Source organism: Chloroflexota bacterium (assembly GCA_013152435.1).
In the GTDB taxonomy this organism is placed as follows: Bacteria; Chloroflexota; Anaerolineae; order DUEN01; family DUEN01; genus DUEN01.
In genome coordinates this window covers 18,639-34,341 of the sequence record JAADGJ010000121.1, presented here as the reverse complement: position 1 = coordinate 34,341, position 15,703 = coordinate 18,639, and the positions used below count along the sequence as shown (strand labels likewise).

Annotated in this window: 10 protein-coding genes; 3 read left to right on the top strand and 7 right to left on the bottom strand. The window is 60.8% G+C overall.

Features of this window, described 5'->3' with window-relative positions:
- Positions 1–140 precede the first annotated feature (140 nt).
- The 7 genes from GXP39_17585 to GXP39_17555 form a co-directional block, all read right to left on the bottom strand.
- On the bottom strand, positions 141–926 hold the full coding sequence (locus GXP39_17585; protein ID NOZ29843.1) for a glycosyltransferase family 2 protein: 786 nt from the start codon (positions 924–926) through the stop codon (positions 141–143).
- 26 nt (positions 927–952) lie between these two features.
- Positions 953–1,792, bottom strand: a complete 840-nt coding sequence (locus GXP39_17580) for a DUF92 domain-containing protein (GenBank protein NOZ29842.1) — start codon at positions 1,790–1,792, stop codon at positions 953–955.
- A gap of 25 nt (positions 1,793–1,817) precedes the next feature.
- Positions 1,818–2,702 carry a DUF1648 domain-containing protein gene (locus tag GXP39_17575; GenBank protein NOZ29841.1) on the bottom strand — a complete coding sequence of 295 codons (885 nt, stop codon included), beginning with the start codon at positions 2,700–2,702 and terminating at the stop codon, positions 1,818–1,820.
- Positions 2,699–3,496 (bottom strand): 5'/3'-nucleotidase SurE, encoded by a 798-nt coding sequence (gene surE, locus GXP39_17570; protein ID NOZ29840.1) that lies wholly within the window; start codon positions 3,494–3,496, stop codon positions 2,699–2,701. Before surE ends, GXP39_17575 begins: the two co-directional genes overlap by 4 nt.
- Positions 3,497–3,539: 43 nt before the next feature.
- Positions 3,540–7,004 carry a hypothetical protein gene (locus GXP39_17565; GenBank protein ID NOZ29839.1) on the bottom strand — a complete coding sequence of 1,155 codons (3,465 nt, stop codon included), beginning with the start codon at positions 7,002–7,004 and terminating at the stop codon, positions 3,540–3,542.
- Between the two features lie 185 nt (positions 7,005–7,189).
- Positions 7,190–7,933, bottom strand: a complete 744-nt coding sequence (locus GXP39_17560) for a class I SAM-dependent methyltransferase (protein NOZ29838.1) — start codon at positions 7,931–7,933, stop codon at positions 7,190–7,192.
- Positions 7,933–8,865, bottom strand: coding sequence for an SDR family NAD(P)-dependent oxidoreductase (locus GXP39_17555; protein ID NOZ29837.1), 933 nt, complete (start codon positions 8,863–8,865; stop codon positions 7,933–7,935). The genes GXP39_17560 and GXP39_17555 overlap by 1 nt, the downstream gene beginning before the upstream one ends.
- Positions 8,866–9,227: 362 nt before the next feature.
- Here GXP39_17555 and GXP39_17550 point away from each other — a divergent pair, with 362 nt between their 5' ends.
- From GXP39_17550 to GXP39_17540, 3 genes are read left to right on the top strand one after another with little or no spacing between them, the layout of a single operon-like run.
- Entirely contained in the window at positions 9,228–11,501 is a 2,274-nt protein-coding gene (locus GXP39_17550; protein ID NOZ29836.1) for a hypothetical protein, read from the top strand.
- A 22-nt stretch (positions 11,502–11,523) separates the two neighbouring features.
- Positions 11,524–12,507, top strand: a complete 984-nt coding sequence (locus GXP39_17545) for an ATP-binding protein (GenBank protein ID NOZ29835.1) — start codon at positions 11,524–11,526, stop codon at positions 12,505–12,507.
- Positions 12,504–15,632, top strand: a complete 3,129-nt coding sequence (locus tag GXP39_17540; protein NOZ29834.1) for an ATP-binding protein — start codon at positions 12,504–12,506, stop codon at positions 15,630–15,632. The genes GXP39_17545 and GXP39_17540 overlap by 4 nt, the downstream gene beginning before the upstream one ends.
- Positions 15,633–15,703: the final 71 nt, after the last annotated feature.

Below are 15,703 nucleotides of genomic sequence, written 5' to 3'. Positions count from 1 at the left end.
CCAAAACGCAACGGCCCGGCATGGGAGCCGGGCCCGCTGATAGCCAACCACCGCCGCCAGCAGGGCGAGCTCCCATGCTCGCCCACAAAGCGACGGCCCGGCCTGGGAGCCGGGCCGCCTGACAACATAGCCATACCCGATCACGGTGCGTCGTATGCGCCCCGCAGGTCGTTCCAACGCACCAGGAGCGTATCCCGCAGGTTCCGCAGCGAATCCCGCAAAGGATGCACCTTGGTCTCGGTACCGTAGTGCCACTCCACCGGCACCTCCTTCACCCGATACCCCCGCTTGAGCGCGATGAACAACAGCTCCACATCGAAGCCGGTGACGGCCGCACCTTTCACCGGCGGCGCATCCTCCCCATACAACCGCACCCGTCGGAAGATATCCTGGGCCACATCGTGCCGAAACGCCTTAAAGCCACACTGGGTGTCCTGAAAGCCGCCCACGGCCACCAACCGCACGATCAGATTGAACACGCGCCCCATCACATGACGATACCAGGGCTCATCATGCCGAATGGCCCCCGCTCCCTCCCGAGATCCGATGGCGATATCGTATCCCGCGTCCAGATACCCCGCCAGCTTGTCCCACTCCTCGATGGGGGTGGCCAGATCCGCGTCGCAGAAGAGCACGTAACGCCCTTGCGCCGCCAGGACGCCCGTACGCACCGTGTACGCCTTGCCGCGATGATCGTTGCGGATCAGCCGCAGATTCGGGTGAGCGGGCAACAGCTCCTCCACCACCCCTACCGTGTTATCCGCACTGCCATCGTCCACCACGATCACCTCAGCCGGGTAAGGCTGCGTCTCCAGATACTCCATCACCCGCGCCAGCGTACGCGGCAGCCGTCGCTCCTCGTTGTATGCGGGGATCACGATCGACAGATGCGGCCGATCCGTCCGCTCACCAGAGGCGACCTGCACATCGCCCTCTCCAGGTTGCTCTTGCTCTAGCGCCACCAAATCGCCAGCTCCATCACCACCAACCCGCCTACCAGCGAGCTGAGGAAGTTCACCCAGTCGTTGTTCAGCCACGCCCAGCCGCGCAGCCGACGCGTGCGCGCCCCACAACGGTGATGGGTACGCTCCGTCTCCTTACGGCAACGGTCGCAGTAATACACGCCCTGCACCGTTGCCCCCAGCAGGCTATCAAACAGGGCGCCGGCCGCCCCCCCGATCATCGCCCATAGCGGCCACCAGGCGGCCCCCACCCCAGACATGCCCCCCACGAATGAAGCCATCCACTGCCCCGCCAGCGCAGCGAGCCCGATGAACAACCCGCCGGCCAACGCCGCCATCACTCCCAACGGCGTCACGCCGCCGGAGGTTCCCGCCGGAACCGGACGTCCCGTGGTGATCAACCGAGGCGGCCGCCAGCTGAGCACCCCCAGCTCCGTGGCCCATGTATCGGCGTTCACGGCTGCCATGACGCCCAGGTAGGCCGGAAACAGCCAGCGAGAGCCCGAGACGGCAAAGGCCACGGCCAACATCGCCCCCAGGCCGCCGTTTGCCAACACCTGCCCGATATCCCGGCGATCTCCTTTGGCGAACTCGGCCTGTACCGCCGCCTTGTCGACGGCCCGATAGCGGGAGAGCGCACTGGACGAGATGAAGAAGGCGACCAACAACACCGCCCACAACCAGCCGCCCATCCCCATGATGAGCGTGCCCGTCAGAACGGCGCCAACGACCCCGCTACGGGAAAGCGCGCCCAGGCGATAGCCGGTCAGGGCGATGGCAAGGCTGAGAAGCAGGCCCAGGGCCACCTGCCCGGGATGCCATTCTACCATCGGCGGCCCCTCCCGTCCACCAGGCTCACCGGGTCAGATTGATCAGAGCGATGCTGGCCAGGATCTGGACCACCACGGCCCCGCCCCAGAGCAAATACGCGGCAGCGCGCTGCCGGGCGTACACGAGCCCTCCCCACAGGCCGTTCACCCCCCAGGAGAGCAGGGCGATGACGGGAAGCGCCAGCAGTCCGGAGCGCGGCCCCACGCGATCAGCCACCCCCTGCGCATTGAAATGCAAGGGCACCTGCTCCGGCAGCCCTGTATAGACGAAGCTGAGCCACCCGAACAGCAGCACGACGCCCAAAAGCCCCAGCGAGAGCAATCCCACAGCCAGTCGATCACGCCAGACCGACCAGCGCGCCACCCGAGGCAACTGAACGCCCGGCTTCACCGGCCTCGTGGGTCCCAGGTAGTAGCGATCCTGCAACGCCTCGACGAAGCCCTCCGGATCCGCAGGCGAGAGGCCGAACACCCCCTCCGCCGTGACCAGCAGGATCTGCTCGGGAAGCGGCCGGGTGGCCAGGGAGATCACACGCCCGCGCGGCCCTCCGTCTACATGCGTCACGTAGCGAGAGGGCCACGTCCACCACGGCCCCGGCCCACGATCCTGTGCCCCCAACACAATCTGCTGGATATGCCCCATGGGGATCACACGGCGGGCAAAGGGCCAGGCCACGGTGACCCCATCCCGCTCCACCCAGTACACCATCGTCAGGCAGAGCAGCGTGCGGTACAACACGTATCCGCAGAGGACCAACAGGCCCATCGCGGCGAGGATCAGGAGGAAGGCCACCCCGCCGAAAGGCAAAGCAAGCCCCCATCGGAGTGCGCCCACAGCCGCCAACAACAAAGCCAGGGCCACGCCGATCCCCAGGAACGCCCTGCGATGAGGGAGGGATTCGAACGTCATCCCGGATCTCCCGTCTCCCAGCCCAGATTCCAGCGCCGGAGCTCCGGCAGGAAATCGTAGTCGGTCATGTCCATACTCAGGGGCGTGACGGACGCATACCCCTGGGCCAGGGCCCCGATGTCCGTATCCGCATCGGGATCAGGCACGCCCGTAGGCGGCTCACCGCCGATCCAATAGTACGGCCGCCCGCGGGGATCGGTGCGCTCAATGAGCACGTCACGATAGACGCGCTGCCCCAGCCGGGTGACCCGCACGCCGCGCAGCCGATCCCGCGGCAGCGAGGGGACGTTCAGGTTCAAGAACGTCTGCGGGGGCAGGCCATTCCGGAGGACCAGCGCCGCCAACCGAGCGGCCAGATCCGCCGCCAGGGAGAGGTCACGATCCTGTCCCCAGTCCTGAGATACGGCAATCCCAGGGATCCCGCTGACGACGGCCTCCATCGCCCCTGCCACGGTGCCGGAGTAAGTGATGTCGGCGCCCATATTCGGGCCATCGTTGATGCCGGACACCACCAGATCGGGCCGCACAGGGACCAGCCCCAGCAGGGCCAATCCCACGCAATCGGAGGGCGTCCCCGTGGTCACCAGCGCGGGCGTGCCATCAGCCAGCTCCGTCTCGAAGACGCGCAACGGCTTATGCATCGTCTTGGTATGCCCGGCCGCCGACCAGTTGTGATCGGGGGCGAACACGGTGACATCCGCCACGGCCGAGAGCGCCTGTTTCAACGCCAGCAAGCCCGGAGCGTGTACGCCGTCGTCGTTTGTGATCAGGATATGCTTACGCGATGCCGACATTGATCGAACTTCCTGTTCACCCCCGCTGCGAGGGATCGAGGGGCTATTCCCGCCTGCGAGCGACGCCCGGCGGCTCGGGCAACAAGGCGATCGGGCCTCGTGCCGGGGTCCCCCAGGCTCCGGCCGTCTCCTCCTCCTGCTTGTGCGTCACCAGGATGCGCACGGGCTCCGTCTCCGCCACGTTGCCCGCGCTGTCATACGCCTTGAGCTGGATCAAGTGAGTCTCCGTGTACCCATGAGTGTCCGAGATGATGGTTCGCCCGGACTCCCACGTCTCGATCAGGCGCACGGTGCCGTCGGGCAACGTCTCCTCCGTGGTGGTCATCACGGCCACTTCGCCCAACTGGATGGAGCCATCCGGCATGGTGATGGGCCGCGTCTCGGAGATGATCCGGCCTGGCTCCGGGACGGTATCCGACATGGCGATGGTCCAGCGGATGCTGTACGGCGGCACCGTGCTGGTCCCGATCAGCTTGCCATCCAACAGGAACTCCACCCGATCCATGGACCAGTCATCGGTGGCCTCGGCCGTGATGCTGACCCACTCATCGTCCTCCATGACGTAGACCTTCCCCTCGAAGGGATGCACCAGCTTGACCTGGGGCGGGACGTTATCCGCCGTGACCTGGGTGGTCGCCGTGCGCACGCTGCCATCGCCCCGCATCACCGTGAGGCGCAGTGTGTAGAGCCCGTTGAACGGCGCCGTGTCCCAGTACTCCAGGACGCCGTTCCCCACCGGGTTGTAGTGCTCCGGGCCGATCTGGATCCAGGCGCCCGGATTCAATCCCTCCCCGAACTCCACGCGATAGCTGCGGAAGTCGCCCATCTGCGCGTTGCCGATGATGGGGATGATCCCCCGCACGTAGCTGTAGGGCTTGGGCTCGATGATGGCCACCTCGGGGTCCACCGGGCCAGGGCCGTACATGTCGTCATACTGCTTGGGCGGCTGTGGGATCCCCGCCTCGCGCACCCAATCGGCCGCCTCCGGCGGGAAGATCATGTATACGCGCCGCTCCACCAGCTCACGCGGCGTGTACTGGGTAGCCAGCTTGCCCGTCTCCCGGTTGACCTCATAAGCCCGATACACGGTGTCATAGGCCCTCGGCTCCGTGCCGGCGATGAACAGCTCCTCACGGCGAGTGGGGCAATCGTCCGTGGGCAGCAGCCCGGAGGGCACACAGACCGTCACCCGCACCATCCCTGGCGGCTCCTGCCACGTCTCCACGGGCTGGTCCTTCAGCGCCTCCTTCATCACCTGATGGAAGATCGGGGCCGCGCCCAAAGAGCCGGGCACGCGCTTCATCGGCCGGTTATCCGTGTTGCCGACCCACACGCCCACCGCCAGCTGAGGCACGTAGCCGATGGTCCACGCATCCCGGTAGTCATTGGTCGTGCCGGTCTTGGCGGCCACCGGGCGATCCTCCAGCGCCAGGTACTTGGCGAAACTGCCAAAGGCCGCCAGCCGTGCCTTGGTGTCCGAGAGGACATCGGTCATCAGGTAGGCCAGTTGAGGCGAGATGATCTGCTTCACCTGCGGCTGGCGATACTCCTTCAACACGCGGCCGTGCTTATCCCGGACCAACAGGATGGACACCGGGTTCAGCGTCCGATAACCCGGCCGTTGTTGGATCGGCGGCACAGGCTCGCCCGCCATGACGCCGTTGTTCGCCAGCACGCTGAAAGCGTACGTCATGTCCAGCAAGCGCACCTCACCGCCGCCCAGCGTCAGGCTAAGGCCGTAGTAGTCCTTGGTCAGCGTGTTGATGCCCATGCGGTGCGCCATATCGATAACGTTCTTCACGCCCACCTGATTCATCAGCCAGACGGCCGGGATGTTGTACGATCGCGCCAGCGCTTCGCGCAGGCTCTGCGGGCCGTGGTATTTGCGATCGTAGTTCTCCGGCACGTAAGGTGGGTTGGGTGGATCGGGGAACACGGTGCGCACGTCCATGACCATGGTGGCCGCGGTGTACCCCTGCTGAAACGCGGTGAGATAGGTGAACGGCTTGAAGGACGAGCCAGGCTGGTGCTCGGCCAGCGCGTTGTTCACCTCGCCGTCGATCTCCTCATCGTAGTAGTCCAGGCTGCCCAGCATAGCCAGGATCTCGCCGGTCTTGGGGTTGATGGCGACCACGGCCGCGTTGGTCACCTCGTGATCGAATTGCAGCCGGGGCTGGTTCAACTCCTCGATCCGGGGAGGGGGCGGATCGCAACCAGGATACGGCTCCGGCTCCCGGTTCTGCAGATAGGCGATGTGCGCCCGGGCGATGCACTGAATGCGCTGTTGCAGATCCCAGTCCAACGTGGTGTACACCTGCAGCCCGTTGCGCCAGATGAAGTACGGGTCGTCGGCGGTATTGAACTCTCGATCGAGCTGGTCCAACACGTAGAGGGCGAAGTGCGGCGCGTCCGGCGGGATCTCAAACCGCTCGCCGGCGCGCTGGCGCACGAACTGCCAGCGATTGCCGCCCTGCCGGATCGCCCGGTCCGCCTCCTCCGGGGGGATCAACCCCATGGATACCAGGCCGTGCAACGCCTTGGCCGTCGCCTCGGGGTCGCCCTGCCGGATCGGATCCAGATCCGCCGGGGACAGCACGCCTTGCTCGACCATCTGGTTCAGGAGCCGATCGTTGAAATAGCGCTTGGCCGCGTCGGCCTCGGCCTGGGTCAGATACCCGGCCTCCGCCATCGCGTTCAAGACCTTGCGCTGCCGGCGGTACGCGTCGGCCGGCGCCTGAATGGGATTCAACCCGGGGAACTGCGGCAGCGCCGCCAGCATGGCCGCCTCGTCCAGCGTCAGGTCCCTGGCCGATTTATCGAAGTAGATGCGAGCAGCTGCCTCCACGCCATAAGCCGCGTTGCCGTAGAAGTTGTAGTTCAGGTACCACTCCAGGATCTTGTTCTTACCCTCCCGGCCGGGGTAGCGCCGCGTGATCTCCAACGCCAGGATCATCTCCTTGATTTTGCGGGCATACGAGCGCTTATATCGCTCCTCCGGCGGGATGAGGACGTTCTTGACGAGCTGTTGGGTGATGGACGAGCCGCCCTGGACGGATCCGCCGCGCAGGTTCGAGACGAAGGCACGGGCGACGCCGCGGAAGTTTACGCCCGGGTTCTCGTAGAACGAGCGATCCTCCAGGGCGATGGTGGCTTGAATCAGGTAGGGTGAGATCTGATCCAGGGGAATATACGTGCGATCACCCCGAAACGGCCGGGGGTCGATGGACTCGTACAACAGATGCTGTCCGGTGCGATCGTAGATGCGCACCGTCTCGAACTGTTCCTGCTCCGTCTCGATGGCGGAGGCATCGGGCAGATCCTGGGCGAAATAGGCGTACACGCCCGCCGCCGTGCCCACCACGACGGCGACGGCCGTCCCCACCGTCACCGCCGTCAAGAGCAGCAGGCTCAAAAACAGGCGCAGCGCCCACAGCTCCGGCTTCGGCGCAGAGCGCTGGGCCCGAAAGCGTCGTCTTCGTCGGATGAAGACCTGTCCACGTCGGTCCATGGGTCCTTCTTGCCATCCTCCACCAGATCGTATCGATCTGGGATATCATGACTCAGCGGGGGGCCTGAGATCATCCACACCCCCCGCTGGCTCTGTCCTCATTTATGATAACGTAACTGGTATCAAAGAGCAAACAATCACGGCGGGCACGCACTGAGAATCAACGCTTATCCCGCCGCGAGGGTTCAATCCGCCAGCCGCTCCGCCACCAGGAAGTGGGATAGGCCGAACGCTCGCAAAGGCGTCTGCTCGAACGCGTAGGTGATGCGGCGCAGCAGCCAGCCCAGCCGCGGCCGGGCGTAAACGATGTTGTCGTACCCGGGGTAGATCTGCGTATGATGGACGATGCGGACGGGCAGACCGTCGAACAGCCGCCGAAGCCCGCCACGTGTGTAGGCCCGAACGTGCGGCGCCAATCGATCGCGCAGCGAATTGGGGAGCCAGTTGATGAACGGCGTGTTCCCCTCGTGATAGCGGCCGCGCCAGTAATGGCCATGTGTCTCGAAAAGGTACAGCCGGTTGGGGCAGAAGAGCACCAATCGGCCGCCCGGGCGCAGCACGCGGATCGCCTCGGCCACCGTCCGACGGTCATCCTGCACGTGCTCGATCATCTCGTGGGAGAGGACCACGTCGAACGAGGCGTCCGGGAAGGGCAGCCCCTCAGCGGCGGCACAGGCGACCAGGGAAAGCGCCCGGCCGGCCTCCACCGCCCGCTCCAGATCAATCTCCACGCCATACACGGCGGGAGTGAAGGCCCGCATCTTCCGCATGTACATCCCCAAGCCGCACCCCACGTCCAGGACCCGTTTCCCCTCCAACGGCGCCCACTTCCGGATCAGGTTCAGCCGCCGGTCCTGCCCAAAGCGCCACACATAGCTGGGATGTCCCAGCGTCGCCGCCTTCTCCTCTCCGGCAGTCCTTTGCGCCATCATACCCGCCCCTGAATCCTGCTTCGCTGCCAGGCGATCTGAGCTCGCAGCCCCTCGTCCAGGCCGACCCGGGGCGACCATCCCAACACCGTCTGCGCCTTGCGGATATCGGCCAGCGCGCGGCGCTGCTCCCCCGGCCGGGGCGGGCCACGCCGGACGATCGCCTCCCGCCCGATGAGCGCCTCCAGCTTGGCGATCAGCCGGTTCAGCGTGATCTCCTCCCCGCCACCAATGTTGAACACGTCCCCCGTCGGCCCGTGCCGCATAGCTGCCAGATTGGCCTCCACACAGTCCAGAACGTACGTGTTGCCCCGGGATTGCTCCCCGTCGCCGAAGAGGGTGATGGGCTTCCCTCGCAGGATGGCATCGATGAAGATGTAGTACCCCATATCCGGCCGCTGACGAGGACCATAGATGGAGAAGTAGCGCAGGATGGTATAAGGCACGCCGAAGTTCTCCCCGTAAGCCCGCACCAGATGCTCGGCCGCCAGCTTGGTGATGCCGTAGGGCGAGATGGGGCGGGTGGGCCTCGTCTCATCACCGGAGGAGTCCCGCCCATACACGGAGGAGGTCGAGGCGTGGATGAAGTGCCGGACACCCACGCGGCGGACGGCCTCCAGCAGCCGCTGCGTCGCCAGCAGATTGCATGTCATGTACTCGTCGAACTCGGTCCAGCTCCGCATGAGGCCGGGCATGGCCGCGTTGTGAAAGATCACCTCCACGCCGTCCAGCAAAGGCTCCAGCTCCGCCGTGCGCAGATCGGCCTCCACCAGGGTGAAGCGATCGGATCGCCGCAGTTGGGCGACGTTCTGCTCCTTGACGGCGCGAGGGTAATAATCGGTGAAGCAGTCCACGCCGACGACGCGATACCCCTCAGCGACCAACCGCTCCGCCAGATGCGAGCCGATGAAGCCAGCCGCGCCGGTCACCATCACGACCGTGTCTGTGTGCGTCACATGTCACTCCTTCCCACCAGCCTGCGAGGCTCCCCTATTTTCCCCGAGAAAGCGACCGTTGTCCAGCGCCCGGCCGTCACCTCACCAGCTAGTCGATCGATACGGAAACTGAGACAGCGCATATAAACATTGACAATCAACGCTGCCATGAGCTATACTGCACGTGAGCCCAGCGAAACCACGCGCCAACGCCCTCTCACACGCATTCCGCCCATAGACAGTCTTTTGAGCAGCAAAGACAAAGAAAGATAGAGTATGGTAGGATTCCAATGTCATTGAAACCCTTCAGGCAAAGGATTACAAATTGGATTCAATCCCATTGGCTCAGCATCGTACTCGTGTATATTATCATCGCAATCTTATATCAAGGGTTCTCTCCCATCATTCTATCCCATTTAGGCCTCGACAAAACACAGCTTAGCCGCGTGGAAGATGTCTCTCCTGATGCTTGTTACATACTGCAAATGCGCTTACCGGAGGAGATACCACTCTCTATCACCCCAGAGGGAACCCCCAACCAGACATTAACAATCTGGGGATGGAAATCCTCCAAGAAAGAATGCAAGCATCTACCAGACGAGACGATCAAGAGAATCATCCTCAAACCGAAGGACAACAATTTGATTTTCCTGAACTATTACGGAAGGGAAATCCCAGCACCTCAGATCGAGGTCTTAGTCGATAAAGAGGAGGTCATCGCCCCACGGTATATCTTACAAATGCGCTACCTGCGTACAGAGCAACTACCCAAGAAAGTGTCGATTCAGGTGACGGTGGACAATACTGATAAGACCATATCAATCCCCTTGCAAACCCCTATCGAGGCAGGAACACTGCATATACTAAACATCATCTTCAGCACGCTATTCCTAACCATTGTTGCTGGCATAGGTGGCATAACGAAGTTTTACTTTGACTATCGAGAATCACAACGAGCCCAGGTACGGAGATCGATCCAGGCAGATATAGAGAAGCTGGACAACGAAGAGGTTACCCAGATAGGGAGATTGTTCTTAAATCTATACAACAGACTACCAGATTGGGGAAAAAGAGGAGAATTAGAAGCACGCCTTAGGCACACATTTCAAAGAATCATCCAGCCACACGATGAATGGAAAATATGGACTTACGAATTACGCGCCCAGATCGCAACACAACTTCAGCAAAAGCAGGCTTCTCTAGAGTCGTTCGATATATGGCTGGAGGAGATGTCGGAAGGGGTCGGGTTCCCTGATGATGAGCAGAAAGAGATCCTCAAGAGATTTCGTCGACTCGTTGGTTCCCCTGAGAGGCCTCTCGATTACGAGGACGTACTGAAACTCACGATCCAGGCGTTTCAGGTCTTAGGCTTGAGCGCCGAGGAGACGGCCACGGAAGTGGTAAAACAATTGGCGCTCGACGCAACCGAACTTAGGCAAAGGCTACAGGAACTATGGTACCGAGAGGGGAAGGCCACCGGTCGATATCTGCTCCGAAGATTAAACGACCCGAGAGTGAACGAATGGCTCACAGAGTGGAACAAAAACCCCTCCCCGCCCAACCCCGTAAAGCCGCACCAGCGACTATGGCCCCCAGAGGTCAGATACCGTTTAAGTGAGAACACGGGCAAGAGCATAGAAGAATACCGTAAAAAATACCGTCAAGACAGCAAGAGTGACCCAATCTGGCACTGGCCGTTCGGGCCGGTCAAGGCGGAGGATGATCCTCGGCTGCCTCCGAAAGCGCCTAGCCATGATGATCGTCCGGTTGCAGGCCTATTCTGGGACGGACATCCTCTATGGCATCGAATCGATGCGCCAGAACCCAGCATCTTCGTCGCAAAGCCCGGCACGGGAACGACCACGTTCATCTGGATGGGGCGGCACACGCGCAGGTTTTGGGGTCGAAAGCCGGCGCTATCCCTCTACCTACTACTGAATGGCAAGCCGGACGCAAACTACCTATGGCACCAGGCGGAGCACGCTCTGGGGGAAAACCTGCTTACAACCCTAGCAGAAGATCCTTTCTGGCTGCTTGCTGCCCAACGAAAGGCTCAAGAGCAAATTATCGCTTTCCTCACGCATTGGGCTGGGGCCCCATCTACCGTCTTAGGTCGGCTCGGTGAATATGGCCTACCAACACAGGAGCAAGGCCTTCTGTTGGCTGATGTTCTGTACAACGCCTTCGCGCACAGGCCTTACTGCCGAGAGGACTGGCCGTACTTGCTAGAGGCCATTCGCGTAAGCATGGAAGAGGCAGCGCTCAGCCGACTTGTCCCCGGCGAGCGCTTTCATATCTTCCTGTGGATCGAGCTAAAGTCACCGCCAGCTCCGGATGGCTGGCTCCGAATCCTACAAGAGGAAGGGTTCTGGCATCTCACCGTGCCTAAGATCTTCTCTCCCGATACCCTGCCAGAAGACCATCTCGAAGTTAGATGGGATCAGGATGACCTACGAGGCCTGCTAGAACATCGTTTATCCACTTGTGACTGGGGAGAAGGGGAAGAGGGCCTTAAGGACTTTCTCATGGCCCTTGAATACTCCACCAAAGACACTTCGACTCAAGCGCTTACCACACTAGGCCAAAGCACACCAGCAGACCTGGTACGCGCCGGCAACGAACTGAATCGCTAAAAGTCACGACAGGGGAACAGACATGTCTCAGATCCTATCTCCTCCCCCACCCGAACCTTTCACAATCGAACGCTACGTAGAAGATCATCGCGCGGACGACATCGAGCCGATCATCGCAGAAAAAATCCGGGCGTGGGAGCAGAACACCCTCTCCGCCCCATTCGACCGGATTATCCCCGTGGCGGGCTCTCCCGGCATTGGGAAGACCTGGCTCCTTCGCTATCTGAGCCATACACACCAGGGCATTTACATCGACCTGGAAGAGCGACATCAGTTTGCAACCTCACCCGCATACATCAACCACGTTCATGAACAAATCCATAGCACGCCAGACCGTCAACGGCGGGGATATCTTCTCCTGATCGATCATGTGCCGGCACTCCGAAATGAGGAGCTGCTACTCGACTTCGAGGATAGAGTCCTGCGGTCACATATTCGCGGCCATTCCCTTGTAATCATGGCCCAACAACATCCCCTGCGATGGTGCTGGAGTGGGGACATACCTCACCCTATCCCACTCATTCTACACGGATTTACCGAAGCCGGCTGGAAACGGCAGGTCAAGCAGCTAGCGGCTTCTCTATTACCTAAAATCAAAAAATTGTTGGACGGGACAGAGCACTCCCCATATTTGATCACCTTGCTCTGCCGGAACAATGGCGATATCGGCAGCGCCGTTGAACAGTTCCTAACCTACTGGGCCACACGTGTCGGATACCCTATCGCACAGGGCGAAGTCCAAAGAGAATTGAGTCTGGCTTCCACACTGGCCTGTATGGCCGATCCGGAAGACGATGAACAGCTGTCAACAGTGCTCGATCAGATCGGCTGCAAAGAGAGCCCATTTTACATCCGCCTGCGAATGCTTCTCCGGAGATGGTGGGCCCGGGAGCCGGGCAAGAGTGGATACGTCTGGTCAGAGCCAGCCCGTCACGCGTTGAGAGCATGGCTTCGAGCAGAGAAACCGGGTTTGTACCAACAGCTTGGCTGCGGGAGGTCCTTATGAGCTGGGATCGTTTCGATAGAGAGCTATCCGGAGCGCGCCGCATCGCATTGGTGGGACGAGAGGAGATACTCCAGAACATCAAAGAGTTTTCCCGGAAACACAGCCGCCCCGCACTGATTTATTTGGAAGGAGATGGGGGCATCGGGAAAACCGCCGTCCTGGAGGAGGTGCGATCCCAGCTCGCCGAGGATCGCCAAAGCATTGTGGCGGCGAGCCTGATCGACCTATATCATCTGGAATACCAGACTCCTCAGGGGCTGGCCGAGGCTATCTCCGACGTGTTCCCCCAGGAGCAAGTTCGCTTCCGTGCATTTCACGCTCGACATAGAAAAACCTTAGAAGCCCTGAGGCTGCGACAACTGGAGGAGGCCAATAAGGCTTGGAAACGAGCCGAAGAAGCCCTGATCCAAGCTTTGAACAGCATGGCGGATAAGAAGTACATCTGGCTGTTCCTGGACACCGCGGAAGTATTGTCCACGATAGCCGGCGACGATGAGATGGATATCGGGTGGATGGGGCCCTTCGATCCCAGCGGGGCCAGCATCGCCAGGTGGTTACGTGACAGGATCTTGCCCGCACTACGGAACCGAGTCGTTGTGATCATGGCGGGACGCCCTAGTCAGTTGGATCGAGATCTCATCCAGCCGCTAAGAAAGACCCACTGGCGCGTTGAAGGTCCCCTTGAGTTAGAGCCCCTCTCCCTCCAGCATTGCAAAGAGTACCTGGAACAAGTGGCCCACCAGGTCGACGAGGACGGCGATCGTGCAGGGGCAGAGAATATTCGCAGATATTTAGCCACGTACGGGGAAATCCCCGTGCATAGGGAAACCGCTGGACAACCTCTACGGATGGCCATGGTCGCCGACATCCTGCGCGCAGGGGGCAGCCTTCCCTCCGGCTTTTATGATCCTGAAGGCCACGGTCGAACGGATCAAGCATCGCTAGATCAAGCGCTCATTAGACACCTGGCCAACCTGGAGACCCCCTTGGGAGCAACAATCCAACATATGGCCTCGCTGGATAAAGGCGCCAACGCGGATCTCCTTGCAGAGATCCTCAGGATCGAACCGGAAGAGGCCCAAAAGTACTTGGACGCCGCGACGAAGCTCACCCTGGTCAAGGTGCGACCGGGGAATGTGCGCCGCCCCTACTTTTTGCACGATGAAATATACACCCTCTTCGCCCGTTACCTTCCACCCAAAAGGGAGGAGGAGCTTTTCGGACGCATCATCGCCTACTACGAGCGGGAAATGGAAGATCTGCGCAGGAACATGAGCGAATACCCCGTCCTGTTCACGGAATTCCAGGTCCAGCACCGTATGGCACAGGTCGAGAGGGTACACTACACCACCTGGCTCTTCCCTCTCCGGGGATATGCCGCCTACTTTGAAGACTCCTGTGAATCGATCCTCTCCCGTGAGCCATCCTGGTATCAGCTTCTGCGCAACGAGTTCCGGCGCACGAAGGAAAAACTGGAAGAGCTTGGGCGCTCCCCAGAGAAACTGAGTGAACTCAGCACATATCTGAAGTGGGACGAATCGCTCCGCAGGGCAGAGATAGCTCTTCACTGGCTCAACGACATCAAGAAGGCCGAGCAACTACTCTCCCAAATCTCAGGCTCACGACAGATGCCTTCTCTTTGTCAGGCACACCGGCACTTCCTCCAAGCCACCATCCTCATCCGGAAGGGGAATCTTTCGCCGGCTGAGGAAGCCTTGAATCAATCAGCAGTCGCCTTAACAAAAGTAAGCGACGGAGGTTTGGAGCTGGCCACCCAAACGCTACAAGCGCTTATATACAACTATCAGGGATATATCCGACGGTTGCGGGGCAATTATAGAGAAGCGATCCCCTATTACCAACGTGCCGCCGCGTTGATGCGCCAACTGGGCCTAGGAGGGATCAGCGGCGTGCTCACAAACCAGGCCTACGCGATGACGATGATGGGGTATGAACGACACGGGCGTGAAACAGCCAAGGAAGCCCTGAACTATGCAGTCCGTAACCACAGTGTATATGACCAAGTCCGAGCTCTGAATGTACGAGCCATCCTGGAAACTCGCGCCGGCGATCCGGAAAAGGGGCTGAGCTTTGCGGAGGAAGCTTTGGAGCTACTGCGAGAATATCCAGACCATCGTCTGGAGGGCCTTGTACGCATCACCATGGCGCGAGCCCTGCGCTATCAATGGAATGAGGAGGTGAGTGAGGCCCTATCACAATGGCGCGCCAGATGGCATGAAGTCCTGCCCAGAGCTTTGGCACATCTGGAGGGCAGTGAATACACAGGGGAAAGATTGGGCATATTCTTATTAAAAGAGGAAATCAAAGCAGGTGCCATTGAGCTGCTTAGAGGCACACCAGATCGAGAGTCTTGGGTTTCCGCCCTGAACGAAAGTGGGTGCCTATGGCGCGAGGTGGCTTGGGTGACCAGAGACTCGGATAAAGAAAAGAACCGCACTGCACATCAAAGAGCCGAAGGAAGGCTGTTGCAAGCCTCTGGAATCGAACGCCGCAAAAGCGGTTGGTTTCCCCAAGTGAGAACCCAGATCAACCAAATCGGCGGCAGCCCATTCTGGCCAACCCTCGCCTTAACGAACCTCGGATGGCACTACCATTACCAGCGAGAACGACCCGAGAAAATCGAGGAGATCTGTGCATTGGTCGAGCAGGCCATTGGCGAGGACTACTTGTGGCAACCTGACTATCCTCCAATCATTGAAACAAACCGGGCCGAGCTCATGCTTTGGGTCGTGCTGGGGAAAATGGAAATGCTGCGTTGCTATGAGCAACTCCGCGGCGAGTGGCGAGCGGATCCAGAAGCGGTCAAGAGAGCAGCCTGGCACGCCACGCTATCCTTAGAGTATAATTGCTTAATCGGACAACCCTCTTACGATCTGCGGCGCGCGGAGATTGGCCTTGAGAATCGACTCCGCAGAAGTCGGAATTGGGAAAGGGAACTGCTCCCAGCATTCTATGAGAGCGCACTGAAAGCGGAGGAAGAGCTGAAGAAGACCGTTCCAGAAGATCACCCTCTGAGGGGGCGACAAACCCGTCTAATCCGCTGGTTAAACGAGCGATTCGGTCCCCCAGAACTGTGGGTCAGCGATAATAGCCGTGGTGCGTAGCCCGCGATGCAAACGGGTTCGCTGACTCTGCACGAAAGGCTAGTCGCTGACCGACAAGGAGCACCGCAGCG

Bases quoted from the DNA above. Each gene is read 5' to 3' on its own strand.
- GXP39_17540 (NOZ29834.1), top strand. From the start codon at position 12,504: ATGAGCTGGGATCGTTTCGATAGAGAGCTATCCGGAGCGCGCCGCATC.
- GXP39_17575 (NOZ29841.1), bottom strand. From the start codon at position 2,702: ATGACGTTCGAATCCCTCCCTCATCGCAGGGCGTTCCTGGGGATCGGC.
- GXP39_17580 (NOZ29842.1), bottom strand. From the start codon at position 1,792: ATGGTAGAATGGCATCCCGGGCAGGTGGCCCTGGGCCTGCTTCTCAGC.
- GXP39_17545 (NOZ29835.1), top strand. From the start codon at position 11,524: ATGTCTCAGATCCTATCTCCTCCCCCACCCGAACCTTTCACAATCGAA.
- GXP39_17555 (NOZ29837.1), bottom strand. From the start codon at position 8,865: ATGGTGACCGGCGCGGCTGGCTTCATCGGCTCGCATCTGGCGGAGCGG.
- GXP39_17560 (NOZ29838.1), bottom strand. From the start codon at position 7,933: ATGGCGCAAAGGACTGCCGGAGAGGAGAAGGCGGCGACGCTGGGACAT.
- GXP39_17565 (NOZ29839.1), bottom strand. From the start codon at position 7,004: ATGGACCGACGTGGACAGGTCTTCATCCGACGAAGACGACGCTTTCGG.
- surE (NOZ29840.1), bottom strand. From the start codon at position 3,496: ATGTCGGCATCGCGTAAGCATATCCTGATCACAAACGACGACGGCGTA.